The sequence below is a fragment of the Cryobacterium sp. MDB2-A-1 genome (assembly GCF_004402675.1).
In the GTDB taxonomy this organism is placed as follows: Bacteria; Actinomycetota; Actinomycetes; order Actinomycetales; family Microbacteriaceae; genus Cryobacterium; species Cryobacterium glucosi.
The window spans coordinates 40,821-67,478 of record NZ_SOFK01000002.1; the positions used below are offsets into that span (position 1 = coordinate 40,821).

A 26,658-nucleotide genomic window follows, 5' to 3' on the forward strand; every position below is an offset into this window, starting at 1 on the left:
GAATTGGACCCAATTGAGATTCCGGTCATCAGCCTTGCTGCAGCGCCTGGCTCGAGAGAAGCATGGGACCGCCCTAGGTTTGTGATCTATCTGTGGGCTGCAGCAGAGTTGCTATTCGTTACGAATCCATGGCAAGTCAGTTCCGGGCTTCGCGTTCGAGTACTGAGGGCATTCGGTGCAGACATTGGCCCAGGTGTCATATTCCGCCCCAGAACCCGAGTGAAGTTCCCGTGGAAGCTACACGTAGGAGCGAACTCTTGGATCGGGGAAGGGGTTTGGTTCCACAATCAAGACGAAGTATTTATCGGACATGACGTTTCAATCTCGCAGGAGACACTCCTAACGACAGGCAGCCACGCCCATCGTCGCGACATGGCGCTGATTACTAAGGCGATCCGAATAGGCGACGGGGCCTGGGTGACTTCCCGATGCATTGTCCTCGGCGGCGCTGATATCGGTCGTTCGGCACTCGTGACACCCGGAACAACTGTGAACGGTGCGATTCCTGCAAATCGGGTCTGGGGCCCCCGTAGCCCAGAGGATCTCGGCCCGCGATTCCGCGCATAAGGTATTGACTCGATGGCGCTCCGGAAACGAGTCGCCTGTCTAACTAGATTTTGGCAGCGCTTCACACCGGCTCCAGATCTGCCTCGCGCCACCGCGGCAAGACACGAAAGAGATTGCGGTGATGTGCTCAGCTACCCCTTATCGCTCACGTCGGAACTATCGACACGGAGAGCTGTACTGTGCGCGTGCCTCTGAGCATCAGAATCGAATCGTTTCCGGATGACTCGAGCGGGATTCCCGACGGCAATTCCGTAAGGCTCAATGTCATGTGTCACCACAGCGCCAGCGCCAAGCACGGCCCCCTCGCCGATAGTGACCCCACCGAGAATAATGACGCCACCGCCAATCCACACATCACTTCCAATCTGTACGGCATCCTGCGGGACTGCGGGTCGATCTCCAACCCACGTCGAGAACGCCATTGGAATTCCCACCTCGTCGATCGAATGATCCACACGACCGACAATCTGCACTCCGCGCCCAATCAGGCAGTAGTCTCCGATTGCACCGTCGACTTCGATGACTGTGCGTTGGCCAATCGAAACATTGTGACCGACTCTGAGCCCGTGCACCGAACTCAAGGTGCTGTCATTACCCATTCGCAAGTTCTTGCCGTACGTCACCGGCCCATGGATCATTAGTCGTCGCTGCAATGCACGAACAACTCCCTCTAGCGGTGCTGGGATACGGCTGCGGTTCTTGGGCACCTTGACTACCGATTCGACGGCCATCCATCATCTCCGAGTTCCTGTTTGGTGTTTTTGAGTGCCGACGCGATCCCCGCCGCCATGGCTTCCGCCGAATATGTCTTCCGAATTGCGATGCTGATTCGCTGTCGCTCGCATGCACTGCCGGCAGGCGCGAGCGCATCAAGAGCGGCCGCAAGTGCAAGCGGCGAGTCAGTCTCGAAGAACTCGACGCCACCGATTCGAGCGAGCTCGAGTTCAGGAGAATGCGGTTCGTCCCTTGAGATCAGCATAGGAACGCCAAACCCGAGGCTTTGTGTGAGGCTTAGCCCAACGTAACCCGGCGATACGGAGCACAGAGCGTCTTCATAGAGATGGCGAAGTTCATTCACATCGGCGACCTGGCCGAGAAAGGTTACCGAAGCATTGCCGCCCAGCTCCGAAACAAGGTCGGCGAGGGCCTTGCGTTCGGCGCCCTCTCCTACGATGACAAGCTGCACGCCGCGGGTGGCAAGATCGCTCCTCAAGAATCCTCGGATGAGCAGGTCTACTTTCTTATCGGAAACGAGGCGCCCCACGTACAGGACGCTGGTGTACGGGCCTTCATTGGCCGGTACAGTCAAGGCATCCCTTGCGTACAAAGAGTTCGGCGCCACCCAGACGGGCGACCCTGGGAGCTCTGCGAGCGCAAAGGGAACGCTATCGTACCCGTAAAGCACCGTCCCGTTCGAAAGACGCCGCATCGAGCGGCGTAGCACCGCCGTCCTACTGCCTCTTCCGGAGCGAGGGTGCAAATGGCCCCATAGGAGCGTTCGCCTACCCAGAATGCGTCTCAAACCCAGCAATGTCCACGCCGTGAGGCTGCGCGGATTGAGGTCGAGGATCGTGGTCTTGGCGCTGATCGCTGTGCGCCACCCCCCCAGCTGGACAAGTACGCGTCCGGCAAGGACGTAGTTTCTAACTTGCACATATAAGGACCTACTGATTCCGGTTCGAATAGTGGGATCGACGTGCCGATCACCAGCAAACAGGATCACGTCCAAAGACAAATCAGCTTTGAGCTCCTGGATGCAATATTCCCGATAGAAGGGAAGGACGGCGAGATATAACGCGTCGAACTTACTGGCCGGCGATTTTCTGTACATTTGAGGACCTCTCAACGTGAACTGGAAGGATAAGCTAAGCAATCGACGATTAGCACCTTCAACGTCGGAGCCTTTGTGCGGTGACGTATGTATCCCAAAGGCCAAAGCGGTCCACAACCGCCTCGAAAGCCACGTCATTCTCGTTCTTGAGGACGTTGCGACGCCAAAGCGCGCTGCTTTGGCTTGCACCATTGGATGGATATTCGCGACCGGTGTCTACCTTTACCGCTTCGATGCCCGCCAAAGATGCCATGACTTTGAACCAGATATCGTCCGCGGACGGACAAATGAGAGAAGCCGTCGCCCAGTCAAAAACCCGCGGATCCAGAGAATGTGGCGGGTAGAGAATGCCACCCCGACCGGTCAGAAAAACGAGTTGGCCGGGTACACCGGCCTCTGCTGCCGGCCATTCCGTGTATGGGCGGGCACGATTGCCCTCCATCTTTATTAGAGTTCCTCTGGTTCCGACTACTGTTCCAGGAAAGGTCAGACTGGCCGCGTCGAGCTGTTGAGCCCAGGATCGCCAGTAAAGGACGTCGTCGTCCGCAGTTAAAATAGTCGCCTCAGGATAGATTGCGATGATCGGAAGAAGCTTCTTGAACGACCGCATATTTTCGGGCGTGAAATGTACATTCACTCTGCCTTTTGTAGCGGCAAGTAGTCGCCGTAGATTGGGAGGGAGGTCCGACTCACCGCCCGGGAACTCAAGGGTCGAGAGGACAAGGTAGATCGCATCAACGGCTATCGATTGTTTAAGCAAGCTTCGAATCGTCAAATGCACAGCGCCAATGCGAGGCGGATAAGTGGTCAGCGCAATGACTCGAGTTGCATCGTCGACGCTTCGTGGATCACGGGTTGGCCCCATAACGCCAAGCGGTAGTCGTACCCACAATTGGGCGCAGATGCGGTCCACTCGAGTCTGTACGGCCGATCGTATTCGCGCGACTAGACGCAGATAAGAATTTCGCATGATCAATTCCCGTGCGCTCCCTTCGGATTCGTGTTGCCTAGACCGGTAAGCACTCGGTCCGTGCCATGTCCTCTTTGAGCGACTGCTTCCGTCAGCACAGGAGAGGTGTTTGCAGCCGGTTCAGCCGCAGGCTCAAGTGCAAGCAGCGTGGCCGCTGCCATCCACCCAAAGACGTCGAGCAAGCCAAATGCCCACGTACGCTCGAGTAGACCCGAATAGATTACCGGGATGAACAAGAGCGCGGTCTGGGGGGCGGTCCATTTATCCGCTTGCCGCAGCGCAATCACGATCAAGATGATGAACAGTGCAATACCTAATGCCCCGGTCGTGTATCTAATATCGAGCCATTGATTGTGGACAGAATATGCCTCATCCCTGGAGATCGTGCCCACAGCAACCTGATTTCCCCAGATGAGCGCGCCGAATCCAAAAAGTTGACTGTCCTCTAGTTGAGCAGAAGCAAGCTTCCACAAATAGGCGCGGTTTGTAAAATCAGTTGGATTCAGGGGCAGATAGGGAAGCACAATGCCAAGAGCCAATCCGACCGATGCCGTCCCAATCGTTACAAACCGTCGCCAAATTCCGCCCATCGACGTGGAACTCATGCCCGTTACCAGGACAAGAATCGTAACAATAAGGGCGACTTGAAGCGCCGTCCGGCTACCAGAGATGTAGACCACGCTAAGGAGATAAACCGCCAGGATCCAACGTGTCGCGCCGCGCAACACAAGGAATATGCACGGGATTGAGGTGGCGACGATAAGACCGATTGTGTTTTCCCCGGTAGTCACTCCAAAGAAAAGATTGCCGAGCGGGCCGCACTTGTCTGCACGGCATGTCCTAAACGCGGCAGCATAGTTCACGAGAAGGAAAATGCCACTTGCGACGCAGACGGAGAATCCAAAGAACGCCACCCCGAGCCGAGCGCCACCGCCGCGCGGCAGCACTGAAGCACCCAGAAACAGTGCGAATAAGGCGATGATGCGAGGGTTCCCAATGGCAGACGCACCCGCGATGGCAGAAGAGAAATCCGTCATCACCACCAGAAGCCCCATAAGCAGCAGGGGAGTTGATAGGCGGTCTCTTTTGACGATACCGAACACAAAGAAGGTGAGGAATCCTATTCCGATAATGGCATAGCCAGCGAGCTGCATTATTTGCGCCGCTCGAGGATTAGCAAGTATCGTCGTCTGCCCGAAGACGTTAACTATGGATACGTTTCCGCCATCAAACTGTGTGAACACCGATGATGCCAACAGGAGCCAAGCTATGAGGACCACATAGGTGGTCGTGATATTCCACTTGGAAACCACGTCACCACGACGTACGCCGCGAAGCCAGACCCACACCGCACCTAGAGAGGATCCAGTGACGAGCGCAATAACAATTGGTTCAGTCACTCGCTCAAACCCCTGGAGCCCGGTTTTGAAGGATTCGTCCAGGATTTCCAACGACGGAAACGTCTTCAGGTACGTCCGTTACTACGACCGCATTTGCGCCAATTCGCACTCGAGCTCCAATGGTAACGGCCCCGATAACGCAAGCGCCGGATCCAATCGATACGCCATCTCCGACAGTAGGCGAAGCACCACCGTCACCCTTATTGCCGATGGTGACGCCTTGGCGAATGACCACGTCAGAACCAAGTCGGCTATCCACATTAATTACAAGGCCGAAACCGTGCACGATTTGCAGCGCAGAGCCGACGTGAGTCTTAACCGGCAACTCCATCCCGAAAACCCATTCGGAAATGAACACGTACCACGCAGTTACAAAATATGACAGCAGACTTGGGCGGTCGGAAAATGGATGTCGGGCCGCCTGCGCCAACCTAAATGTGACCAATAAGAGACGAGTGCGGGGCCTGTGGGCGTTCGCAGCAAAATCTTGAAAGACCCAACTAAATCGGAATCCTGGGGTCGTCGAAACCGTTCGGCCGTAGTTCTTCATGTCGTTGAGCCGTCGAGATCGGCATCGCTATAGACGTCGAGTACATAGTCTCGCCCGAGCATTTGTGGAACCAGACCCCCCGGTCGCCGAGATAGCTTGTATAGCGCCCGATCGGTGACCGATTGAAGGGGCGCCAGCGACCTACGTATGGAGTTCACTCGTGCGGAGTGGAACCTGGCACGAACGCTTTCGGCTTCCACGCTCGACTGGTTCGCACCCGTAATGCTGCCGGGGTGCAGTCGGAACGACGCGACCTCGGATGAAAGGTAGCGGAGTGGCCCAAAGGCTCGAAGCTTTAGGAACAGATCAAAATCCATTGCATATCGAAGACTGGTATCCAGTCCGCCAACGGCTTCGACTGCTTCACGGCGAAATAGACTACCCGGCTGGGGGACCAAGTCTTTACCCCAGCGCAGATAAGCGCTCGCAAAGCGACCGGGCCGAGCAACGAAGAGAGTCTCACTCGCGGCGTCAATGTATCGCACGCACCCGTACGTGCCGGAAGCCGCTGCATTTCTGACTAGCGCGTCCTGCGAAATGCGGAGAGATCCCGGTGCAAGTAGATCATCGTCGCCAAGCCAAGCCAGGAAAGTCGAGTCTTTTAGCTCCGCCCATCCTTCATTGACGGCCGCCGATATTCCCGGCGTGTCTGACGCAACCACAACCGCGGGAGTCCCAGCCGCAATCAGTCTCACCTCGTCCGGACGAGGTGTCACGATGACAACCTTAAGATCAACGCCACGCTGTTCGAACATCGATTTCAAGGTACCGCGAAGCCATGCCGGGCGCGTGCCTAACGTCGGAATCACCATTCCGATTTGTGCCATTTCAATCTCCTATCAATACTTCGACTTGGCGAACGATGATCTCGACGGTCGTACTCTCCCGGATGCTGAGATCTTCTAGATAATTAGGCAACAGTCTCAAGTTCGGGATTTGCGGTGGTCTCACGTACCGAACGGCTATTTGCGCGCACACGAAAGACATTAGGAAATACCTGAAACAACAGAACTCCAACACCGGCAGCCAAGAAGGGCGTTATTGCTCCGAGGGCAGGCACGAATAGCCAAGTGGCACCAATCACGGATGCAGCCATCGGGATGCCCCAAAGCGCCTGAAATCGAAGGTCCCGTGGAGAAGTAAGTGAGACGCCGAGAACGAGCTGGACCGATTGAACAATGATCAGGAGACCACATCCCAGGAATATCATTGCGCTTGCTTCCACCGCCGAATGTGAAATCACGCCGGCCAGCCACGGCCCGAACAACATAAGTCCGATAATGCAAACCAAACCGGCACCTGCAAAGTAGAGAACCATTCGCAAAAGTAGCGCCGAATTACTCTCATTCCGCGATCTATTGCGCGCAAATATGGGCCAGAGCGACGTTCCAGCCGCAATGAAGAAGGACCACAATGGCGCATAGAACTGCATTGCAATTGAGTATGTGGCAACTTGGTCAAGCGTTCCACGAGAGGCGAGAACGATCCGCCCCCATTGAAAGGCAAAAGCCGAAACAACACTAATCATGAGATACCACATCCCCTGAGATAGAAGCCCGGGGAGATGAAACTTGCGGTATTGGAAGACAGTCAACCATCGGAATCGAATCCGCTTGGTCGCGATCCACAAGGATACAAAGGAGCTAATCAGGCCACCAACGACCGGGGGGAAAACTAATAGCTCTGGAGAAAGGCCCATTCCAACGATCACTGCGGTGCCCAGGAGACTCAGTATCGGCCCTAGCGAATTAACTACGATCGCGATCGGATTCATCAGGAGCGCCAAGAGCACCCGTTGTCCAATCCCCATCGGAATGGTAGCTGCGAAGATCACGATCACAAGAGCAGTCACAGTATCAAGGCGGCCCAACCCAGAGTTTTCGAGACTCAGGACCTCGGACCATGAGAAGAAGGTCATTCCGAGCAAGCCCAGGCTAGAGACAATGATCATTGACACCAGCATCACGCGGATCGCGCTGGCCACCGCCTTTGTACGAATCGGATCATCTACTTCCGACATGGAGATCGCGTTAATAACACCGGCCCCTATCCCGAGATCGGCGTAGGGCACCAACTGGGAAAGGGTTATTACTACCGCAATCGCGGCATAGCCAGCCGCTCCAGCATGACCAATGACTAGAGAAGTTGTCAGGAATGTTGCGAGTGCGGTGACGGGAAATGTACCAACGCGGACAAGCGCGCTAAGCCCGACACTGCCGAGACGCCGAGACCGAACGGCATTCAATTTGCGCCATCTTTCGCCGGGACCGAATGGTATCGATGCCTCGGAGTTTCAGCTCGACCTACTCCAACAAGACTTCCTTCGTCGTGGAAGCCAACCCACGCTCCATCGTCCCACGAAAAGTCCGGTCTTTCGTTTCGGTACCCCAGCCCGTGAACTGCATGCTTCGCGAACTCGAGGGATTCCGCCTTGGGATTACGGTGCAGCCCCGTGCCCTCTTGCGATAGGTGTCTAGGGGCCCGAGAAATCCGCTCTGCAAATCCCTGACCCGACTGCGACTGCGGTATGGCTATTCGAGCCGGGATTGCGCGCTGCGACCGTACTCCTCTTCTGAAGAAAGAGCGCCACAGTCGCGCTGTACCGAGTGAAAGATGAGTCTGAGCAGCTGGCGGGTTCCAAGGAACTGTGGTGGCGCTTCGAGCGAAGCCATCGCAAAATTGCGGTCTTCCTGAAGTCTTCAAGACAACCCAGCAACGATCGCCCCGTAGATCAGCGATCGAGTGGTATCCGATGCGCACCATTCCGGTTGCTGCATTGCACATTAGTAGGCACCATCACTTGCTAATACAGCACGGGCCGTCTGCCACAAGATCACGATGTCTCCAGTGATCGACCAGTTCTCGACGTAGTAGAGATCCAAGCGGACCGTGTCCTCCCACGACAAGTTGGACCTACCGCTTACCTGCCAGAGGCCCGTAATACCGGGCTTCACGAGGAATCGACGATGAACGTGATTCTCATATTCAGCAACTTCCCGTTCTAGGGGGGGTCTTGGCCCGACCAAGGACATCGAGCCACCAAATACGTTGAATAACTGCGGAAGTTCATCGAGGCTAAAACGTCGAAGGTACTTTCCGATGGGAGTAACTCGAGGGTCCTCCTTCATCTTGAAGAGTACGGAGTTGCCTTCAGTGCGCGCTTCGTCCCGGAGCCCGACTAGCAGTGCTTCTGCATCTGTGACCATAGATCGGAACTTCAGCATGCTGAAGTGTCGACCGTTAATACCCACTCGCTCCTGCCGAAATAGCACGTCCCCAGGTGTGCTGAGCCGAATTACGGCTCCGATGATGAGGAGGAACGGCGAAAGTACGACTATAAGCAAACCCGAGCACAATAGATCGAAGGCACGCTTAGCAAAGAAATTCCGGCCTTCGAACCTTGGCGTCTCGACGTGGATGAGCGGCAATCCAGCGACCGGTCGGGTGTGGATACGTGGACCACCGATGTCCGTCAAGCTCGGTGCGACGACTAGGTGTTGTCTGCCTGGTTCCAGGCTCCAGCTCAATTCTCGAACTCGTTCTGGTGACAGCTCGTCACTACTGGTAATCACAACCGTGTCGGCGCCCACTGCGGTCATCGCCGCCTGCAATTTGTCGAGATTGCCGAACACAGGTATTGCACTGTCCGGTAGATACCCCGCTACGAGCCCGCTGGGAATACAAGCCCCGACGACGAGATAACCGGCTTTGGGCTGGCGCGCCAATTGACGAGCCAAATGCGTTGCGGACACTTCCGACCCGACTAGGAGCACTCGGGAGGAATAGCGCCCATCGAGACGGTGCACTCCAAGCCATTGTCTCCACATCCAACGCGAAAGAGCGAGAACTGCCAGTCCGAGAGGAAACGCGATGAGAATATAGCCTCGCGCTAAATCGATCTGGAAGAGATAGGCGATTAGCGCCACCAGACCGAAAAGACGGACAGTGCTTCCCGCCACCAAGCGGTACTCCTGCCAGCCAGTGCCCAGCACTCGGTAGCCTCGCGAGCCATAGATACCCAAGGAAATCATCCATGTCACGATGAGCACAATGGAGATTACTGAATAGCTGATCGCTGTGTCCGCGAGGCTACCTCGAAATTGCACATCCGAGGCTGCGATGCCGAACCATGCGATTTGGACCCCAAAAACTACCCAAATCAGGACAAGAAGATCAGAAGCGACAAGTCGAGCGGCATATGAAACCCTCCAATTTCGCCCGCCGGTCTGTTCGATCTCAATAGGTACCCCGGCTATGCCAGTGCGCTTTTTCATATTGCTCCTCATGGCGCTGCACTTTCCGCCATGTCTCGATTTGATTGACGCCAACGCCAGACCACGACGACGTAGGCAAGAAGGTACCCCATTGTGGTTACGGTGGCATTAACCAGCGAAATTCAGTCGATCTATACCTTCTTGATGCGCGCGCGGCTCCGGACCTTTTCGTCCGTGACGTCCTGGGTATACCCATAGCCATATCCATAGCCGTAGTGACCGTAGCCGTAAGCATCAGGGCCTTTGGTCGGCAGCATGGTCAGCACGAGTCCCGAAACCGGTGCACCGACGCTCCCCAATGCTGCGATTGCGCCCCTAAGTTGATTCTTGTGGGTGCGGCCGGCCGCGACCACGATGATGGCCCCACCCACATTCTTCGCGAGGATTGCCGCGTCCGTAACAGGCAGCAATGGCGGCGAGTCAAAGATCACCACGTCAAAGGTGAGATTGAACTGCGCAATGAGATCGGCCATTCGGGCTGAACCTAACAGCTCACTGGGGTTGGGCGGTATCTTGCCTGCCGGGAGCACGAAGAGACGACCCTCGCCCCACGGCTGAATAACGTCGGACAATTCCGCTCGACCGATTAGGACGTCGGTGAGTCCAACACTCCCCTCTACACCCATATAGTCTGCGATCTTTGGGCGCCGCAGATCGGCGTCAATGAGAAGAACACGGCCGCCAGCATCAGCCAGTGTGATCGCGAGGTTTGCACCCGTGGTGCTCTTTCCTTCGCTTTCTATAGATGATGTTATGACGAAGCTGCGTTCTGTCCGACCCACGTCAAGGAACTGGAGATTCGTTCGAAGAGAACGGAACGACTCAGCCCGGGGACTGCGCGGGTCCACATGCACGATGAGCGGGCGTTCCTTGGCTTTCGGGTCGAAGACGATTCCGCCCAAGATCGGCACATCAGTAACCTGCTCGACGTCGCGCTCATTTCGAATGCGAGTCTCCATCGCTTCGCGTAGGACTGCTAAGCCGATTCCTAGAGCAAGTCCTATCAGAGCACCCAGCGCAATATCCAGCGGGACGTTTGGGCTCACTGGCTTGCTGGGCACTGTTGCTTCTTGTGCCCGGGTGAGTTTGACAGGCGATACGGCGTCAATGGCTTCGGGAGTCTCGATGGACTGGACAACGGCAGTAAGGCTCTGAGAAGCGGCATTGGCAATATCGGCGGCCCGCACGGGATCCGGGTCCAGGACGGCGATTTCAATAATCGACGTGTCAAGAGGGGCTGAAGCCGTGACCTGCTTTGCCAAATCAACGGAAGTCATGTTAAGCCCGAGGCTTCCAATCACCGGAAGGAGAACGATCGGTGTAGCCACTAGATCGGCATAAGTCTTCACTCTGGCCACAGTAAAGGTGTTGCCCTGCGCCAGCTCCTGGCTTGTGCCTCCGCCCTGCGTTGAGACGAAGACCTTCGACGACGCATTGTATAAAGGCGTTGTCGTCAAAGAGTAGGTGGCACCCGCTCCCAGACCAACGAGCAACAGAAGTACGATGAGGACCCAGCTCTTACGTAAGACCCGAATATAGTCGCGAAGTTCCACTCAGCGGCCTTCCTATGACGTTCACTTTCGAGGCCGACTTCTGACGCCCCCCATTATGGTGTCACAGTTGCGACCTACGGTGCGTCAAAGAATGCCTGTCGGACGCAGCGTTAACACCCCCGACATATGACGGTCGAGAGACAGTCATCGCTGTGGCCAGAGCAAGGAATCGCAGCGTGACGACGCATTCGTTGCGACAACTCGCGAAGTACCAGGAGTGATCTGAGCAGAGACATCACTCGTCAGAGGTCCAGCCCCTAGCCATCCAAATGTGAGAACCGCACTCTCTCCTGGAGCCAATTCGATGCTAGATGCGCTAACCGGATAGGTCGCATCAGTCGCCGGGTGGTAGCCGATGACGACGTTGTCTCGCATGACGCCCAGGTTCTGCATATCTGGTGCCCCGTAAACCGATACGATCGTCTTCACGTTTCCGGGGGTGACACCAAAATGACCTCCCCCCGTCACATATTCGGGCAATGACTTCGCAGCATCGGCGGGTGCCGTGTTCTTCAGATTCACAGTCACGGCATAATACGGCCGCGCGTCCTGTCGACAGACAGCATTGCCGACAGCTACCTGCACGTCCAGGTGTGTGTCCATTTTTGCGCCAGTGGCATCGTTGAGGTAGACGCCAAACCGCGTCGTGTCGGCGTCGGTCACCGGTAGACGACCGGCCAAGGAGGTGTCCTGGAGAACAGCCTGGTCGTCATCGTGTGCGCTCCAAACCAGAACGCGTCGTTCGGCACCAGCTTGGCCCAACGCCTCGAGGAGCGACTTCGGGTTAGCGCCGCCGCTGGCCAACGCCGAGAATACCGACGAGGCGGCCCCCGCGAAGAATGCGTTCTGGTCGGCTGGCTTCGTGTATCGCGCGTAGGCATCGCTTAGCAGGAGATGTACGGCATTGTCCGAGGTAAGGACGTCGCCTGTCGCCAAAGTAATGGGGCCGGTGGCTTTAAGGAGATAACTGAGGGCCACCGGGTCGATGGAGATGACGCCGTCGGCCTCGACACCAAACTGGCGTTTCCACATTTCGCGCGCGAGTGACGCCGATAGCGGAAAATTCGGCGTGAGAGTGACGTCCTGAATATATTCGCCGACTATGTCGCCGTAAAGCCCTCGCGTCTCTGTTGGAAGAGGCAAGACCGGTTGCGCGTAATGCGGGAAGTCAGTGCCAGCGGTTTGCTGTGCGAGGGTGATCGCACCGTCTTCCGTGTGGATAAGGGCGAGTGCACCGGGGATGCCACCGGAGGCACGGAGTTCCGCGGGGTTCTGGAACAGCACGATATAGTTGCGTGGCCCGGAGGCCCCGAGCATGCCGGGCACAACACGCACGGCGCGGTCAAGCGTGTTCACGGCGTCGGCCGCCTTGTCCACCGAAGTTGACAGCTTTTCCGCCGCGCTGGTCACCACGGACAGTGTGTCCGTCGTGTCGATCGCGTCGACACGTTGCTTCACGGCGGCGAGAGCTGCATCGGCCGCATCGATCTGGGGCTGGGCATCCGTCATCGGTTTGAGGTTGATCGCACCGTTGACCGGTTTGAAGTCGCTCAGGCTGATGGTTCCGGCGATCTTCGTCAGAGGAAGGACGGCCTGTTGGGCAATGTCGTCGGTCGCGGCGGCGAGCTGACGAACCACCGTGAGGTTAGGGCCGAGCACCGGGATGCCTTCGAATGCGCGCCAGACCGGGTCGCTGGTGAGAGCTGCGGCACTCGCGGAATGGTCGGACAGGGCTCGGGCCGTTGGCTGGGCCGATTCGCCATCGCCGGCGACCACCTGGGCCTGGATTTGCGCCGCGAGCGGAAGGGCGGCCTCGAGCTCACCCTTAGCGAGGTAGGCGCGCACGCCCACCCAGGCGACGATCCCGACGAGTAATACAAGGGGAATGCCCACCGAGAGCCAAATTCGTCGTCCCCGTCGACGCCGACCCTGGACCGGTGCAGATGCGTGCGCGTGGGACATTCGTCTAGTAAACCAGACAAAAACGACAGGCCCCGAGCGTGTGCTCGGGGCCTGTCGAAAAGCTGTGCGCCGGGGTCAGCGCGGGGTATTACGCGTTGGCGCGCTTGCGACGAACATAGCCGAGCACGAGGACCAGTGCGATGCCGAGGAGGACGGCGCCCGCTGCGCTCCAGATGAGGAGCATCGGGGCGTTGTAGCCGGTGCTCGCGAGTCCGGCAGAGGTGCCGGCATCCGCTGCGACGACGGTAATGGTCGAGGTGCCGATGAGGCCGGACGTCGCCCCGGTTCCGGTGAGCGTGTAGGAGCCGGTGGCGTTCGTCGGCAGGGTGACCTTGACGGCCAAGGCCCCGGTTGCGGTCGCGGCCTTGGCCAGCGTGGCAACGTTGGCCTTGACGGCCGACAGGGTGGCGGTTCCGGAACCGTCTACCGAGATGTTGACGGTCTCGCCGTTGGTGTAAGAACCGGCGATGAAGTCCACCGCGACACTGCCGCCGGCGACCGGGGTGCCGGTAACGGTGTCATTGGTCGGGGGTACGTACCCGGCTGCGTTGGCGGCGGCGGGTGCGGCGAAGATAGCCAGAATCGTGAGCGCTGCCGCTGCGAAAGCCTTTTTTGCCATGAGTGAATCCCCCTGCTGAAACGTGATTGGATGTGCCGGCGCGTGCGAACGTCTTGAAGGCACTTCTTTACCATACGGTAGATTCACAGCTGAAGTCAGGGCTGGACGGCCCCACGAGCGTCGACCCGCCGGAATGACCCTCGCACTGGGGTGGCTTGTGCCGGCGATCAGTAAGCGCCGGTGCGCTGGAGAACGGTCTTCGCCGTGCGCCACAGGATCGTGAAGTCTCCCGCGAGCGACCAGTTCTCGACGTAGTACAGATCGAGGCGAACGCTTTCTTCCCAGGACAACGTAGATCGGCCATTGATCTGCCACAGTCCGGTGATTCCCGGCTTGACGAGGAACCGGCGATGAACATGGCTCTCGTACTGGTCGACTTCTGCAGCGAGGGGCGGGCGCGGCCCGACGAGGGACATGGTGCCGAGGAAGACATTGACAAGCTGGGGCAGTTCGTCAAGGCTCCACCGGCGCAGGAATCGGCCGAGAGGGGTGATCCGGGGGTCGTTTCTCATCTTGAACAGAACAACGTTGCCCTCGGCACGGTCGAGGGTGCTGGTGTCCGCGAGCCGGTTTTCCGCGTCGATGACCATGGAGCGGAACTTGAACATGCGGAATGTGTCGCCGTGGAAGCCCACCCGGGCCTGACTGAACAGCACCGGACCGGCGTCGCCCACCCGAATGGCGAGAGCGACCAGTGCGAACACCGGTGACAGGACCACGAGGAGCAGACCGGACACCACCAGGTCGAAGGCGCGCTTGGTATGGATCTTGCGGCCTTCGTAGCTCGGCGTCTCGACATGCATGAGCGGTAGCCCGGCGACCGGGCGCATGTGGATGCGCGGGCCACCGACATCGATGAGTCGCGGAGCGACCACGAGGTGCTGCAGCCCGGGTTCCAGGCTCCAGCTCAGCTCGCGGATGAGCTGAGCGGTCATTTCGTCGGCGCCCGTGACGACGACCGTATCGGCACCCGTCGCGCCGAGGGCCGAATGGACGGTGTCGATGGATCCGAAGACCGGCACCTGAGTGTCCGGGAGCACGCCGCCCGCGGCAGCGCCGGTGATGCAGGCCCCCACGACCCAGTAGCCGGCGCCGGGCTGGCGGGACAGTTCACGGTTGATGCGCGCCGTCGAGGAGAGTGACCCGACCAGGATCACGCGGGACGAGAACTGGCCGTTGGTGCGCTGGACAACCAACCATTGGCGCCACATCCACCGGGAGAAGATGAGCACCACGATGCCGAGCGGGAAAGCGATGAGAATGTAGCCGCGGGCCACGTCGATATGGAACAGGTACGCGACCAGGGCCAGCAGCCCGAAGAGGCGCAGGGAGGAGTTGGCGATGAGCTTGTATTCGTCGGGTCCGGTTCCGAGCACCCGGAGGCCGCGCGTGTCGTATGCCGCCAGGATGATCATCCAGGCGGCGATGAGCACGACCGAGACGACGCTGTAGTTGACGGCGAGATCAGAGTGACTGCGGCTCATGGACAGACTGGCGGTATCCACCCCGAACCACAGCATCTGCACGCCGAACACGACCCAGATGAGCACCAGGAAGTCGGTGAACATGAGGCGCCGGGCGTAAATGCGACGCCAATCGCGCGCGGCAGGAGGGCATGCGGTGCTCTCGACGGGGGACGCCGTGGATGCGCTCATGTCTCCTCCGAACGGGTGCGCGCCCGAAAGGATCCGGGTGCACAGACACATTCGGGGTGTCTCGCTCAGCTACCAGTCTAGGAACGAACGGTGTGCCCCATTGAGGGGGGTGTTACTTGAAGGTCGCTCCGGAGTCGGTGGAACGCACGACCTGCTCGCCGGCCCAGAGCCAGATGGTTCCGGCTGCCTCGGAGACGGCGACCGTTCCGGCCATGGCCGTCGCCGGGGTGCTCACGGCGTAGCAGCCGGCCACGGTGGGTGCGAGAGCGTCGGTCACGGTGAGTAGCTGGGCGCCGGCGCACTCGGGACGGCCCGCCGAGACGACGAGGTAGCCCGAGGTGGCGGGGGCGAGGGCGAGGGCGATCGCACCGGGGAGGGTTGCCGGGGTGGACCAGGTGACGGCGGCATCCGTCGTAGTGAAGAGGCGACCGTCGCCGCAGAGCGCGGCCGCGGCGGTGTCACTCCGGGGGGCGAGGGAAACGACGGCGTCGCAGGGGGCGGGGTGTTGGCCGGCGGGGGCGTGCACGACGGCGCGGTTGGCTGGGTTGACGTACCAGCTGGTGGCGACCTGCTCGGGGTAGGCCTTGTAGTTGTCGCCGGAGACGAAGGTCTTGACGACCTCGGGTGCGCAGCCGGCGGCGGTGAGGCCCATGAGGGTGACGGTGGTCGCGGAGGACGCGGACAGGCTCTGTACCGCGGTGACCTTGGTGGGGCCGGTGGCGTCCGTGCTCGCCCAGGTGGCGCCCGAATCGGTGGTGAGTTCGGGGGTGGCGGCCGTGGCGGGGCAGGCGCCGGTCGAGGCACGCCATGCGGTGGTGGCGCTGACGGCCGAGAGGATGCGGGTGGCCGGGACCGCGACGATGCCCGCGGAGTCGGCGCCGGCGGTCGGGGTGGGTGTCGGCGTGGGCGTTGCGGTCGGCGTGGCCACCGGCGTTGCCGGGGTCGTCGTGTAGGTGGGGATGGGGCGCGGAGCCGAACCGCTGGCGGTGGCGCGGGTGGAGTTGATGGCCCAGAGGATCAGCAGGATGTCGAAGAGGATGAACGCGGCGACGCCGATGTAGACCCAGACGCGGCGGCGGGAACTGTCTTTCGGAACGTGACGGACGTTGCGAGCCATGGTCAGGCCACCTTGGTGAGTGCGCCGGTGAGTGCCGTCGCGATCGTCGCGGCCGAGGCGTCGATCGCGACTCCGACACGGTCATAGGTGGCGAGGGAGCGACGGTACGGGTCTCCAATGTCATCGTCGGCCGGGTCGGCCGGTGGCGGGGTGAGGCCGCGGCTGGCCGCGATCTCGGCGATGAAGGCGCGGAGGGTGTCAGCGGCAGTGAGAGGTGCGGTGCCGGCGTTGTGGTCGGAGTGGCCGACGGGTGCGCTGTCGGCGCCGGGGCGTTCGGCGGCGGCGTGTTCCGCTGCGGCAAATTCGGCGTCGCGGAGGCCGTCGATCAGACGGGCCAGCTGGTTGAGGGTGAAGGCGTAGCGGGCGGCGCGCGGGTGCAGGGAGACGACCTCGCCGCGGTGTTCGCGGTCGGCAGTGACGACGAGGTCGGCGTCCGCGACGAGCCGCGCGGTGAGCTGGCGGGAGACGTGGGCGCGCGGGTCCCCGCCGTAGCGCACGGACAGGGCGGCGGCTTCATCGGGCATGCCCTTGCCGACCATGGCATAGGTGCCGGCACTCGTCACGCGGACGGGGATACCGGAGTTCGTGAGTCGTGTGGTGAGCAGCTGCTCGGCGAGCGGCGAACGGCAAATGTTTCCGGTGCAGACGACCAGAATGCTGAACGGAGGCTCGGCGGCTGGGGCCGTCGGGTCTGGGTCAATCGTCAATTTCGCACCTTCGTCTTTCGGACCCCATTTCGGGGGGTGATGTCCACAGTATCGGCATCGTCGGCGCCATAACCATAGCCGTAGCCATAGCCATAGCGGCCGTAACCCGAGGCATCCGCCCCTGAGGTGGGCAGCATCGTGAGCACCAGGCCGGACACCGACGCCCCGACGTTTCCGAGCGCGGCGATGGCGCCGGTCAGCTGATTCTTGTGCACGCGCCCTGCGGCCACGACGACGAGGGCGCCGCCGACGCTCTTGGCCAGGATGGCGGCATCCGTCACCGGGAGCAGCGGCGGGGCGTCGAAGATGACGACGTCGAAGTTCTTGTTGAATTCCCCGATGAAATAGGTCATCCGGGCGGAGCCGAGCAGTTCGCTCGGGTTGGGCGGCACCTGGCCGGCCGGCAGCACGAACAGTTTGGAGCGCCCCCACGGCTGGATGATGTCGGCCAGATCGGCGCGGCCGACGAGCAGGTCGGTGAGGCCGACGGTGCCGTCGATGCCCATGTAGTCGGCGATCTTCGGGCGGCGGAGGTCGGCGTCGACGAGCAGGACGCGGGCGCCCGAGTCGGCGAGCGCGATGGCGAGGTTGGCGCCGGTGGTGCTCTTGCCCTCGCTCTCGATCGATGAGGTGATCACGAAGCTGCGGTCGGTGCGGCCGACGTCGAGGAACTGCAGGTTGGTGCGCAGCGTACGGAAGCTCTCGGCGCGCGGGCTGCGCGGGTCGACGTGCACGATCAGGGGTCGGTCCTGGGCCTTGGCATCGAAGACGATGCCGCCGAGGATGGGGATGTCGGTGACCTGTTCCACATCGCGCTCGTTGCGGATGCGGGTGTCGAGGGTTTCGCGGAGGACTGCGGCACTGACGCCGAGGGCGAGGCCCACGAGCAGGCCGAGGGCGATATTAAGAGGTACGTTCGGGCTGACCGGGGCGCTCGGTACGGTGGCCTCCTGCGCCCGGGTGAGCTTGACCGGGGAGACACCGGCGACGCCGGTGGCGGTGGACTCGGGGGTTTCGATGGTCTGCACGACGGCGGCGAGGCTGATCGAGATGGCGTTGGCGATGTCGGCGGCCCGCACAGGGTCTGTGTCGCTGACCGCGATCTCGATGATCGAGGTGTCGAGCGGGGCGGATGCCGTGACCTGCTTGGCGAGGTCATCGGCGGTGATGCCGAGCCCGAGGGTGCCGATCACCGGCAGGAGCACGATGGGGGCGGCCACGAGGTCGGAGTAGGTCTTGACCCGCTGCACCGAGAAGCTGTTGCCCTGGGCGAGGTCCTGGGCGGTGCCGGTGGACTGGGTCGAGACGAAGACCTTGGCGGATGCGCTGAATTTCGGGGTCTGCATCAGCGAGTACGTGGCCGCGGCGGCGACGGCGACGAGCACGAAGATGAGGATCATCACCCAGCTCTTGTGGAGGATGCGAATGTAGTCGCGAAGTTCCACTAGGCGGCCCTTCCTGTGTTGACTTACTTTTTGGCGCACGGCAGCACGATTCGTGCGCCCCTGACATGTTGTCACATAAGATTCGCGCTCTCCGTCCGTGACTGGGCAATGTGCCTCAATGGGGGTCATGAATCTAGGCAAATGGGGGTGGGGCGAGCGGCGGCCGAGCGGCGACATCCGCCTGGGCGGGGGTGGCGGCGGTAGGCTCGCTGCATGGGCGCGACATTTGCATACAACGAGGTGCAGCGGGAGTCGTCTTCCGCGTGCGGAACCGGGCCAGCCCTGGCCCCACCACAGATAACCGGCTGATGGACGATTCAGGGGGGAATCGCACACACCGATGGAGAGAATCTCTGGGGAGATTCTTCCGGGCCGAGCTGATGGTCACGTTCCATCCGGGAATGTTCGACAACCCGAAGGTGGCCGGGCTGCTGCTCGGCAGCCTGACGACGTTCGCATCCCTCGTGCTCTTCGTCTACGTGGGCACACCGGAGGAGAGCCTGGCCCCGCACGCCGGCCTGTTCGTCCTCATCGCGTGTGTCTCGCTGCCGGTCGGGCTGCTGTCGATTCTCTTTCGCCGGTTTTTCACCCGGGCCGTGCGCATGATCGTGCTCACGTTCCTGCTGCTCGACACCGCTGTCAGCGTCTACCTGACCGACACCACCTCCTCGGCCCTCGCGATGAGCACGTGGATCCTCGTGATCCTCGCGCTGTCCTATATGTTTCTGCCGATCCTGCAGTCGCTGCCGTTCGCCGTGGCCGGCACGGTGCTCGTCACGACCGCGCTGTTCGTGCACCCGGGCATGCGCGGCATCGATCTGCTCCTGATCATCCCTGCGGCGATCATCGCGAATTTCGGCCTGCACTGGCTCGTGACGAGCGCACTGAAGTCGGAGACCGATGACCTGACCCGGCTCGGCAACCGGATCTACTTCAAACGCATCCTCAACGATCATGTCCGGAGCGCCGCGCCCGGCGACGTGACGACGGTCGTGCTCGTGGACCTCGACCACTTCACCCTCACCAATGAAGTACGCCAGCGGTCCTACGGCGACACGATTCTCATCGACTTCGCCGCACGGTGCACGCGGCTCGGCGGCCCGGACTCGGGCGCAGTTGTCGCCCGCACGGCCGGCGACGAATTCGCGATCCTGCTGCCGGGCATGACCACCTGGCAAGCCGAGGCCGCGGTCGAGGCCATGCGGGCGGATGTCCATGTGTTCTCCGCGGGCATCGCCGGCCACGAGCCGGGCGAGTCGGCCTCCGGGCTCCGCACGCGGGTGACCGAGGCGCTCTCGAGCGCCAAGCGGGCGGGGCGCGGGACCACCCGCGTCCATGGCGGGCACTACGCGACCGCGACCGCGGTCGGGCAGGCCATCGCCAACGGCGAATTCAGTCTGGTGTTCCAGCCGATCGTGGACCTGCGCACCCGGCGGGCCGTGGGCGCCGAGGCGCTGCTGCGCTGGACGCACCCGACCCGGGGCGCGATCTCGCCGGCCGAGTTCATTCCGCTGTGCGAGGCGAGCGGTGCGATGCCGCGCCTGGGCGACTGGATTGTCCACACCGCCGTGACGACCGCGTCCTCGTGGACGATGCCGGTCGAGCCGGGGGCGCCGCCGTTCTACGTGAGCGTGAACGCCTCGGGCATCGAACTCGGCGACCCGCACTACGCCGACCGGCTGCTCGCGCTGTGCGCGGCTGCGGCGCTGCCGGCGGGAGCGCTCAAGATCGAGCTCACCGAGAGCGACTACGTCGTGGAGTACGGCGCGGTGCACGCGAACATGGCCCAGCTGCAGACGTCGGGCATTCCGATCATGATCGACGACTTCGGCACCGGCTCGTCGAACCTCGAGCGGCTGAGCGAGGTGCGGGCGAACGTGCTGAAGATCGACCGCCGCTTCATCTCGGCGATCGGCTGCGCTGCCGACGACGCCCCGCTCGTGCAGTCGATCCTCGGGCTCGCCCGGGGTCTCGGCAGCAGCGTCATCGCCGAAGGGGTCGAAACGGATGTCCAGGCCGATTGGCTCGAGGAAAATGCGTGCCGTTTCGCGCAAGGGTATTTGTTCTCCGGGCCCGTGGCATCCGCCGACCTTGCCGCGGTGTGCGCGGGGCTGAGCGCGCGCTCGGCGGCGTTGCGCCCGGAATAGGCGGGCGGGGCGCTCGGGCGACACGATAGTTTGAGTGCATGACCCACCCCACACCCGCTGCGCCCGACACTCCCCCGGCCCGGCGCGTGCGCTGGGGTCTCGATGACGCGGCTGCCGGCGCGGTCGGGGCGATCCTGCTCGTGCTCGCGGCCGACTGGGCGCTCAGCCATGGCTACCTCACCGACCCGCGGCTCGTCGAGGTGCTCAGCTACCTGGTGGTGTGGGTTCCGCTGCTCGGAAGCGTGCTCGTGGCCTGTTACCTGCGCGGCTCCCGCTCGCTCGCCCGCGATTTCGGGCTGGGCTTCCACCCGTTGGACCTGCTCTGGGGGCTCACGATCGGGCTGCTGACCCGGGTGGTGGCGAGCCTGTTCGAGATCGCCGGCTACGGGCAGATGGGCACCGCGGGCGCCACGCTCGACGCCCCGGCGCACGACGCGTGGTGGATCGTGCTGTCGCTCCTCGCCCCGGTGCTGATCGCCCCCTTTATTGAGGAGCTGTTCTTCCGCGGGCTCCTGCTGCGCGCGGTCGCCGCGGCCAGGGATGCCCGCCGCCCGGTGGCCCTGTCCCTCGCGTGCACGGTGAGTGCGCTGGTGTTCGCGCTGGTGCACGTGGTGGATGCCGGTTCGCCGACCGCCCTGTGGGTGGTCGGGGCCGGGACGTTCGTGTTCGGGCTCGCGGCGGCATCCGTCACCGCGGTCACCGGGCGGCTCGGCGGGGCGATCATCGCGCACGTGGTGTTCAATGGGCTCGTGGTGGTACCGGCGCTGCTCGGGTAGGTGTCAGCGGGCTCGGATTCGGCCGCGGCGGGTGCGGCGGCGGGCGGCCCGTGCGGTGCGCCAGAGGATGATCACGTCGCCCACGATCGACCAGTTCTCGATGTAGTACATGTCGAGGCGCAGCCGTTCTTCCCAGGGCAGGGTGGAGTGCTCGTAGAGTTCGCCGAGGCCGGTCATGCCCGGCTTCATCAGGAACCGGCGGTGCTCGAGGCTGTTGAAGCCCGTGACCTCGTCCTCGAGCGGCGCGCGCGGTCCGACGAGGGACATCGTGCCGGTGAGCACGCTGAACAGTTGCGGGACTTCGTCGAGACCGAAGCGGCGCCGGCGCGCGCCGGGGCGCCGGGCATCCACCGACCCGAAGCCGAGCAGGGTGAACGGGCGGCCGCCGCTGCCGATGCGCTGCTCGCGGGTGAGCACCGGGCCGATGCCGACAAGGCGGATCGACAGCGCGGTGACCGCCATCACCGGCGAGAGCACGAGAAGCAGCAGCCCGCCGATGACGAGGTCGAAGGCGCGCTTCGTGAACCGCTTGCCGACCTCGAACCGGGGCGTCTCCACGTGGATCAGCGGGAGGACGGCGACGGGTCGGGTGTTGATGCGGGGGCCGCCGAGGTCGGTCAGGCCGGGGGCGACCACGAGGTGGTGCCGTCCGGTTTCGCGGTGTCGATCAGCGTTGCGCTCTCCCGGCACGACGGCATGCTCACGAGCGACTCGATCGTCGTGCTGGCGTCGGCGGTCGCCGCGATGCTCAGGCCGGGGAACCACCCGGGTGCACGGCGGCCAGTACGCCTCCTCCGCCGCCGTCGGCCTTGCGATCGCGAATGGCGAGTTCACCGTCGTGTACCAGCCGATCATCGACCTCGACACGATGCGCGCGGCGGGCGTCGAGGCGCTGCTGCGCTGGACGCGCCCGGTACGCGGCGCGATCTCCCCCGAGGAATTCATCCCGCTCTGCGAGACGAGCGGAATGATGCCCCGCCTCGGGGAGTGGGTACTCGAAACGGCCATGTCGACGGCCACGGGCTGGACGATCCAGGCCCCGCCGGGGCATCCGCCGTTCTTCGTCAGCATCAACGCCTCGGGCATCGAGCTCGGCGACCCCCAGTACGCCGCCCGGGTGCGCGCGATCCTGTCCAGCTCGGGGCTCGCGCGCGGTGCGCTCAAGATCGAGCTGACCGAGAGCGACTACGTCACCGAGTTCGCGGAGGTGAACGACAACATGGCCGAGCTGCAAGCGGCCGGGGCGGCGATCGCGGTCGACGACTTCGGCACCGGGTTCTCGAACTTGGCCCGGCTCAGCGAGGTGCGCGCGAACGTGCTCAAGATCGACCGCCGGTTCATCTCGGCGATCGGGCTGCGCGAAACGGATGCGCCGCTCGTGCAGTCGATCCTCGGGCTCGCGCGCGGCCTCGGAAGCAGCGTCATCGCCGAGGACATCGAAACCGCGGTGCAGGCGCAGTGGTTGCGTGCACACGGGTGCGAGTACGGGTAGGGGTTCTTCTTCTCGCGACCGGCCGCATCCGCCGACGTCGCCGCGGTCTGCTCGCGCATTGCCGCCGGCCAGCTCGCCCGCTGACTCGGGGCATCCGCGGGTCAGCCGCGCGCGCCGCCGCTACCGTTTCCGCAGGCCGCACCCGAAACGGCGGGCGCGGCCTGCGCAAACCGACGCGGCCGCGACACCAGACCGGCGCGGCCTGCCAAAACCGGCGCGGCCGCGCACGGATGTCGGGGGCCTCAGTAGGCACCCTCCTCGACGGGAGCCGTTTCGTCGGAGGTGATCGGGGCATTCGCTGTCGTGGTTAAGAGGTCGGCGAGCTCGCCGCTCTGGCTCAGCTGCGCCACCCGGTTGATCACGATCGAGCTCGCATCGGCCACGGTGCGCAACGGGCTGACGAACCAGCCGTCGCCTTCGCGCACGGCGATGAGCCGCAGATCCTGGGCTCCGAGCTTCGCGAAGCCGGGGATCTGATCGAGGCAGATCTTTGCGCCAGAGGCACTCCCGACCGTGGCGCACACTCCCGAGATCGAGAACGCATACGGCACCGAGTCCGACTCCCCCGCGAAGGACAGGTCATCCAGCGTGATCCGGGCGGTGTCGCCGGACACCGTGCTGGAGACGCCGACGTTGGTGACGTTCAGGCTCCGTCCGTCGACTGAAGAGGTGGGCACGCCGTAGAGGCTCACAAGGCGCCGCTCGGCGAGGGGAAGCGCGGCGGCGAGTGCGCCCGAATCTCCCCGGGCCAGGTAGGCGGAGACCCCGTCGGCCAGCCCGCGGACTGCGTCCTCCGGCGTGACATAGGTGGCCGGCGCGACGATGGCCCCGCGGGTGAGCGTCGGGTCCGCGCGCAGGCGGTCCTGGAAGCCCTGCTCGAACCCGGTCAGCAGGGGGCTGACGTACCACGAGCCGCCCTCCTGCACGGCGACTGCGGAGACGTCCCTCCCCAGGTCCTGCTTAAGGTCGCTCGCACTGCGGTCGTAGGGCAGCGCGGCGTCGATGCCGGCCACGGCGGCCGCGCGGGTTTTCTCGAGCGAGGCCGCGACCTGCTCGTCGGTGGAGCCTGTCGCCTTCAGCTGCTCGGTGAGCTGGGATTTCACGGCGTCCATCCACAGACCGGCGAGAGCGTTCGGGTCACCGTCGACGTGCAGCTGGCCACCGGTCACGGCGACCACAGCAATCCCATCGCCGATGTCGGTGACCAAGAAGTCCAAGCCGGTGAGGGTGACGTTCAGGTTCGGTCGCAGCTTCTCGAAGACGGCCGTGTAGTCGGTCGGGCTGGTCGCGGAATCCAGCTTGATCCGGCCGAGCGTCTCGACCGGGCCTCGGAGCGAGGTGATCTCCGAGGGAGACAGGGAGCCGTACACGTTGAGCAGGTCCAGCGACACCGCTCCGGTCAGGAGCTTTTCGACTGCGGCCTGCGGAGTCGACGACCCGCCGATCTTGGAGAAGACGGATGCGTACGCCCAGACGCCGCCACCGGCGAGCAACAGCACGGCAACGCCGATCGATCCCCAGAGCAGGCCGGGCCGACGGCGGCGACGTCCGGCGGATGCCGCGGCGCTGGCCCGAACGACGGGCTGCTGCCAGCCGCCGGGTGCGCCCGACCCGGCCCCTACCGGGCCAGACACGGGCAGGGACACGGGCCGGGAGACTGCATAGGCGGGCACGGATGGCTCAGCGTGCGCCGCCTTTCGGGTCGGTGCCTGCGCCGCGATTGGAGACTGCGTCAATGCGGGTGCGAGCGGTTCGAGCGTGCCGCAGCCGCGCATCCATTCGAGAAGACCTGGATAACACGCGGGGTTCGCAGCGATCGCCCGATGCAGGTCGAAATGCTTCGCGGCGAGCTTGGCGAGGCGGGCTGGCGAGGTCGCGGGGTTCGCGGCCTCGGCGAACAGGAGGGTGCGGGAGTCGCTCACGGTGGTGCCCTTCTCGGGTCGTCGGTCGGCATGAGCGCGGCGGAAAGCGGCTGCCAGAACCCGGCGATGACGACGGCCCCCTGCATGTCGCGGACCACCCCCGCGCAACACGTGTGCCCACGATGATAGTGGGTAGTGGAGAATCGCAGGTGAAATCTAGTTTCTGCAACTCACCGATGAGTGTGGGCCCTCGCTGAAGCGTCGCAGATCGACGTTCCCACGCCCCTCCAACGTCGTTCTGCGACACCTCAGGGCAAGCACGGGACCGCCTAAACGACGGATGCCGCCGGTCCGGTCGGGCCGACGGTATCCGTGCATCAGGGGTGGAGACTAGACGTTCATACGACCGGTGTTCATCAGTCGCGTGAACATCAAGGCGGCTCCGGCGATGAGCAAAGACAGGCCGGCGAAACCGCCGAACTCGAGTGTGCCGATGCCGGTCGATGCGAGCTCCGTGACCGACAGTGCGGCCGGGGCCGAGACCTTGCCGGAGTGCGCCGGCGTGGTCGACTTCGCCGAAGCTCCGAATGTCACGATTGTGTCGATGAGGGCGGTCGGGCCGGCCGCGTCGGTCGGATCCGTCGGGATAGCCGAGGTCACCGGGGCCATCGGGGCCATCGGGGCCATCGGGGCCACCGGGGCCACCGGGGCCACCGGGGCCACCGGGGCCATCGGGGCCATCGGGGCCATCGGGGCCATCGGGGCCATCATTGTAGCCGTGGTCATCGGGGTCATCGGGGTCACGGAGGTCGGGGTCACCAACTCGCTGTCACCGACGACGGAGACCGCGTTGCCGCCGACCGTCACCGGAGCGGAAACCACCGGGTCGACATGCGTGCCTGACGCCGTGGCATCCGAACCTGAGGTCACCGGGGCGGATCCTGCCGTGGGAGCGGAGGTCGTTCCCGCGCCAGACCCTGACGGAGCCGGCGAACCAGATGTCGCGCTGCTGTCACCGAGGATCGCGACGGAGTTACCGCCGACCGTCACCGGTGCAGCGACTTCAGGGACGACCTGCGTACCTGATGCGATGCCGTCCGCACCCGAGGTCACCCGGCCGGAGCCGGCCGCGGGAGCGGAGGCATCCGCCGTGCTCGCGGACGGTGTGCCCGTTGACGCCGAATCACCGATGACACTCACCGCGTTGCCCGATGCCGTGATCGGCACGTCGACGCTGGTGAGGCCCTGTGTGCCGCCGAGAAGGGAGTCGGTTCCTGTTGTCGTTGCCGGGGCCAGGGTGGCCGCCGGGGCTGGGGCGGGGGCCGGTCCGGTCGACCCGGTCGAGGTCGAGTCGCCGAGCACCGAGATGGCGTTGCCGGACGCGGTCACCGGGGCCGCGACCGGGGCGACGACCTGGGTGCCGGAGGCGGTCCCGTCGGAGCTCGAGGTGGTTGCAGCGGCTGGCGCCGGTGTGGCTGCAGGAGCAGGAGCCGACGCGGACGCAGCCGCAGGAGCCGGTGCCGTGCTGGCGGAGTCGCCCACGACGCTGATCGCGTTGCCGGAGACCTGGACAGGGGCCGTGGTGTCGGTGACGACCTGGGATCCCGAGAGGGTTCCGGAGTCGCCGCTGGTGTCTGCGGCGTGCGCCGCGGTCGTGCCGAGGAGCGAGAGCGCCCCGACGAAGAGGGTGCCGTAGAGCGCCCGGGACAGAGTGATGTTCATGATGGTTCT

The 26,658-nt window shown here is 63.1% G+C and carries 20 protein-coding genes and 1 pseudogene; 3 read left to right on the top strand and 18 right to left on the bottom strand.

Annotated features, from left to right (window positions below; translation table 11 throughout):
- Positions 1–698 precede the first annotated feature (698 nt).
- The 15 genes and pseudogenes from E3O39_RS19730 to E3O39_RS00285 form a co-directional block, all read right to left on the bottom strand.
- Positions 699–932: pseudogene (locus E3O39_RS19730) on the bottom strand (hypothetical protein); the annotation flags it as partial.
- 347 nt (positions 933–1,279) lie between these two features.
- On the bottom strand, positions 1,280–2,398 hold the full coding sequence (locus E3O39_RS00225) for a glycosyltransferase (protein WP_166787397.1): 1,119 nt from the start codon (positions 2,396–2,398) through the stop codon (positions 1,280–1,282).
- A 58-nt stretch (positions 2,399–2,456) separates the two neighbouring features.
- Positions 2,457–3,035: a hypothetical protein gene (locus E3O39_RS18825; RefSeq protein WP_166787398.1), complete on the bottom strand. Its 579-nt coding sequence runs from the start codon at positions 3,033–3,035 to the stop codon at positions 2,457–2,459.
- Positions 3,036–3,370: 335 nt separating this feature from the next.
- On the bottom strand, positions 3,371–4,819 hold the full coding sequence (locus E3O39_RS00230) for an O-antigen ligase (protein WP_166787391.1): 1,449 nt from the start codon (positions 4,817–4,819) through the stop codon (positions 3,371–3,373).
- Entirely contained in the window at positions 4,773–5,318 is a 546-nt protein-coding gene (locus E3O39_RS19795; RefSeq protein WP_134449685.1) for a serine O-acetyltransferase, read from the bottom strand. The genes E3O39_RS00230 and E3O39_RS19795 overlap by 47 nt, the downstream gene beginning before the upstream one ends.
- A complete protein-coding gene (locus E3O39_RS00240) occupies positions 5,315–6,145 on the bottom strand; it encodes a glycosyltransferase (protein ID WP_134449686.1) in 831 nt (276 codons plus the stop codon). The genes E3O39_RS19795 and E3O39_RS00240 overlap by 4 nt, the downstream gene beginning before the upstream one ends.
- Positions 6,146–6,228: 83 nt before the next feature.
- Complete coding sequence (locus E3O39_RS00245) at positions 6,229–7,389, bottom strand: lipopolysaccharide biosynthesis protein (protein ID WP_134449687.1); 1,161 nt, start codon at positions 7,387–7,389, stop codon at positions 6,229–6,231.
- Positions 7,390–8,101: 712 nt separating this feature from the next.
- A complete protein-coding gene (locus E3O39_RS00250; protein WP_241984916.1) occupies positions 8,102–9,592 on the bottom strand; it encodes a sugar transferase in 1,491 nt (496 codons plus the stop codon).
- A gap of 131 nt (positions 9,593–9,723) precedes the next feature.
- A complete protein-coding gene (locus E3O39_RS00255) occupies positions 9,724–11,145 on the bottom strand; it encodes a polysaccharide biosynthesis tyrosine autokinase (protein ID WP_134449689.1) in 1,422 nt (473 codons plus the stop codon).
- A 144-nt stretch (positions 11,146–11,289) separates the two neighbouring features.
- Positions 11,290–13,038, bottom strand: coding sequence for a DUF4012 domain-containing protein (locus tag E3O39_RS00260; RefSeq protein ID WP_166787399.1), 1,749 nt, complete (start codon positions 13,036–13,038; stop codon positions 11,290–11,292).
- A 157-nt stretch (positions 13,039–13,195) separates the two neighbouring features.
- Positions 13,196–13,726 (bottom strand): hypothetical protein, encoded by a 531-nt coding sequence (locus E3O39_RS00265; RefSeq protein ID WP_134449691.1) that lies wholly within the window; start codon positions 13,724–13,726, stop codon positions 13,196–13,198.
- 167 nt (positions 13,727–13,893) lie between these two features.
- The gene (locus E3O39_RS00270) at positions 13,894–15,381 is read right to left on the bottom strand and encodes a sugar transferase (RefSeq protein WP_241975228.1); all 1,488 of its coding nucleotides are present in this window, start codon (positions 15,379–15,381) and stop codon (positions 13,894–13,896) included.
- Between the two features lie 112 nt (positions 15,382–15,493).
- Positions 15,494–16,498 carry a hypothetical protein gene (locus tag E3O39_RS00275; RefSeq protein WP_134449693.1) on the bottom strand — a complete coding sequence of 335 codons (1,005 nt, stop codon included), beginning with the start codon at positions 16,496–16,498 and terminating at the stop codon, positions 15,494–15,496.
- Positions 16,499–16,500: 2 nt separating this feature from the next.
- The gene (locus E3O39_RS00280) at positions 16,501–17,205 is read right to left on the bottom strand and encodes a low molecular weight phosphatase family protein (protein WP_134449694.1); all 705 of its coding nucleotides are present in this window, start codon (positions 17,203–17,205) and stop codon (positions 16,501–16,503) included.
- A complete protein-coding gene (locus tag E3O39_RS00285) occupies positions 17,202–18,650 on the bottom strand; it encodes a polysaccharide biosynthesis tyrosine autokinase (protein ID WP_134449695.1) in 1,449 nt (482 codons plus the stop codon). The genes E3O39_RS00280 and E3O39_RS00285 overlap by 4 nt, the downstream gene beginning before the upstream one ends.
- A 401-nt stretch (positions 18,651–19,051) precedes the next feature.
- Between E3O39_RS00285 and E3O39_RS00290 the strand changes: the two genes are divergently transcribed.
- Together E3O39_RS00290 and E3O39_RS00295 are read left to right on the top strand one after the other, a co-directional pair.
- Complete coding sequence (locus E3O39_RS00290) at positions 19,052–20,797, top strand: bifunctional diguanylate cyclase/phosphodiesterase (protein WP_166787400.1); 1,746 nt, start codon at positions 19,052–19,054, stop codon at positions 20,795–20,797.
- 38 nt (positions 20,798–20,835) lie between these two features.
- Positions 20,836–21,573: a CPBP family intramembrane glutamic endopeptidase gene (locus tag E3O39_RS00295; RefSeq protein WP_134449697.1), complete on the top strand. Its 738-nt coding sequence runs from the start codon at positions 20,836–20,838 to the stop codon at positions 21,571–21,573.
- A 3-nt stretch (positions 21,574–21,576) separates the two neighbouring features.
- Here E3O39_RS00295 and E3O39_RS00300 read toward each other — a convergent pair whose 3' ends face one another.
- Positions 21,577–22,263 (bottom strand): sugar transferase, encoded by a 687-nt coding sequence (locus E3O39_RS00300; protein ID WP_166787401.1) that lies wholly within the window; start codon positions 22,261–22,263, stop codon positions 21,577–21,579.
- A 79-nt stretch (positions 22,264–22,342) separates the two neighbouring features.
- Here E3O39_RS00300 and E3O39_RS00305 point away from each other — a divergent pair, with 79 nt between their 5' ends.
- A complete protein-coding gene (locus E3O39_RS00305; protein WP_166787402.1) occupies positions 22,343–23,065 on the top strand; it encodes an EAL domain-containing protein in 723 nt (240 codons plus the stop codon).
- A gap of 242 nt (positions 23,066–23,307) precedes the next feature.
- On the opposite strand, the gene E3O39_RS00310 is transcribed toward E3O39_RS00305, so the two are convergent.
- Both E3O39_RS00310 and E3O39_RS19200 read right to left on the bottom strand, forming a co-directional pair.
- Positions 23,308–24,987: a hypothetical protein gene (locus E3O39_RS00310; RefSeq protein ID WP_134449700.1), complete on the bottom strand. Its 1,680-nt coding sequence runs from the start codon at positions 24,985–24,987 to the stop codon at positions 23,308–23,310.
- 330 nt (positions 24,988–25,317) lie between these two features.
- Positions 25,318–26,649: a chaplin family protein gene (locus E3O39_RS19200; RefSeq protein ID WP_194088659.1), complete on the bottom strand. Its 1,332-nt coding sequence runs from the start codon at positions 26,647–26,649 to the stop codon at positions 25,318–25,320.
- Between the last annotated feature and the right edge of the window lie 9 nt (positions 26,650–26,658).

Coding starts and splice junctions, on each gene's coding strand:
- E3O39_RS00250 (WP_241984916.1), bottom strand. CDS start 9,592: ATGAAAAAGCGCACTGGCATAGCCGGGGTACCTATTGAGATCGAACAG.
- E3O39_RS00295 (WP_134449697.1), top strand. CDS start 20,836: ATGACCCACCCCACACCCGCTGCGCCCGACACTCCCCCGGCCCGGCGC.
- E3O39_RS00290 (WP_166787400.1), top strand. CDS start 19,052: ATGTTCGACAACCCGAAGGTGGCCGGGCTGCTGCTCGGCAGCCTGACG.
- E3O39_RS00240 (WP_134449686.1), bottom strand. CDS start 6,145: ATGGCACAAATCGGAATGGTGATTCCGACGTTAGGCACGCGCCCGGCA.
- E3O39_RS00275 (WP_134449693.1), bottom strand. CDS start 16,498: ATGGCTCGCAACGTCCGTCACGTTCCGAAAGACAGTTCCCGCCGCCGC.
- E3O39_RS00270 (WP_241975228.1), bottom strand. CDS start 15,381: ATGAGCGCATCCACGGCGTCCCCCGTCGAGAGCACCGCATGCCCTCCT.
- E3O39_RS19200 (WP_194088659.1), bottom strand. CDS start 26,649: ATGAACATCACTCTGTCCCGGGCGCTCTACGGCACCCTCTTCGTCGGG.
- E3O39_RS00225 (WP_166787397.1), bottom strand. CDS start 2,398: ATGTACAGAAAATCGCCGGCCAGTAAGTTCGACGCGTTATATCTCGCC.
- E3O39_RS00265 (WP_134449691.1), bottom strand. CDS start 13,726: ATGGCAAAAAAGGCTTTCGCAGCGGCAGCGCTCACGATTCTGGCTATC.
- E3O39_RS19795 (WP_134449685.1), bottom strand. CDS start 5,318: ATGAAGAACTACGGCCGAACGGTTTCGACGACCCCAGGATTCCGATTT.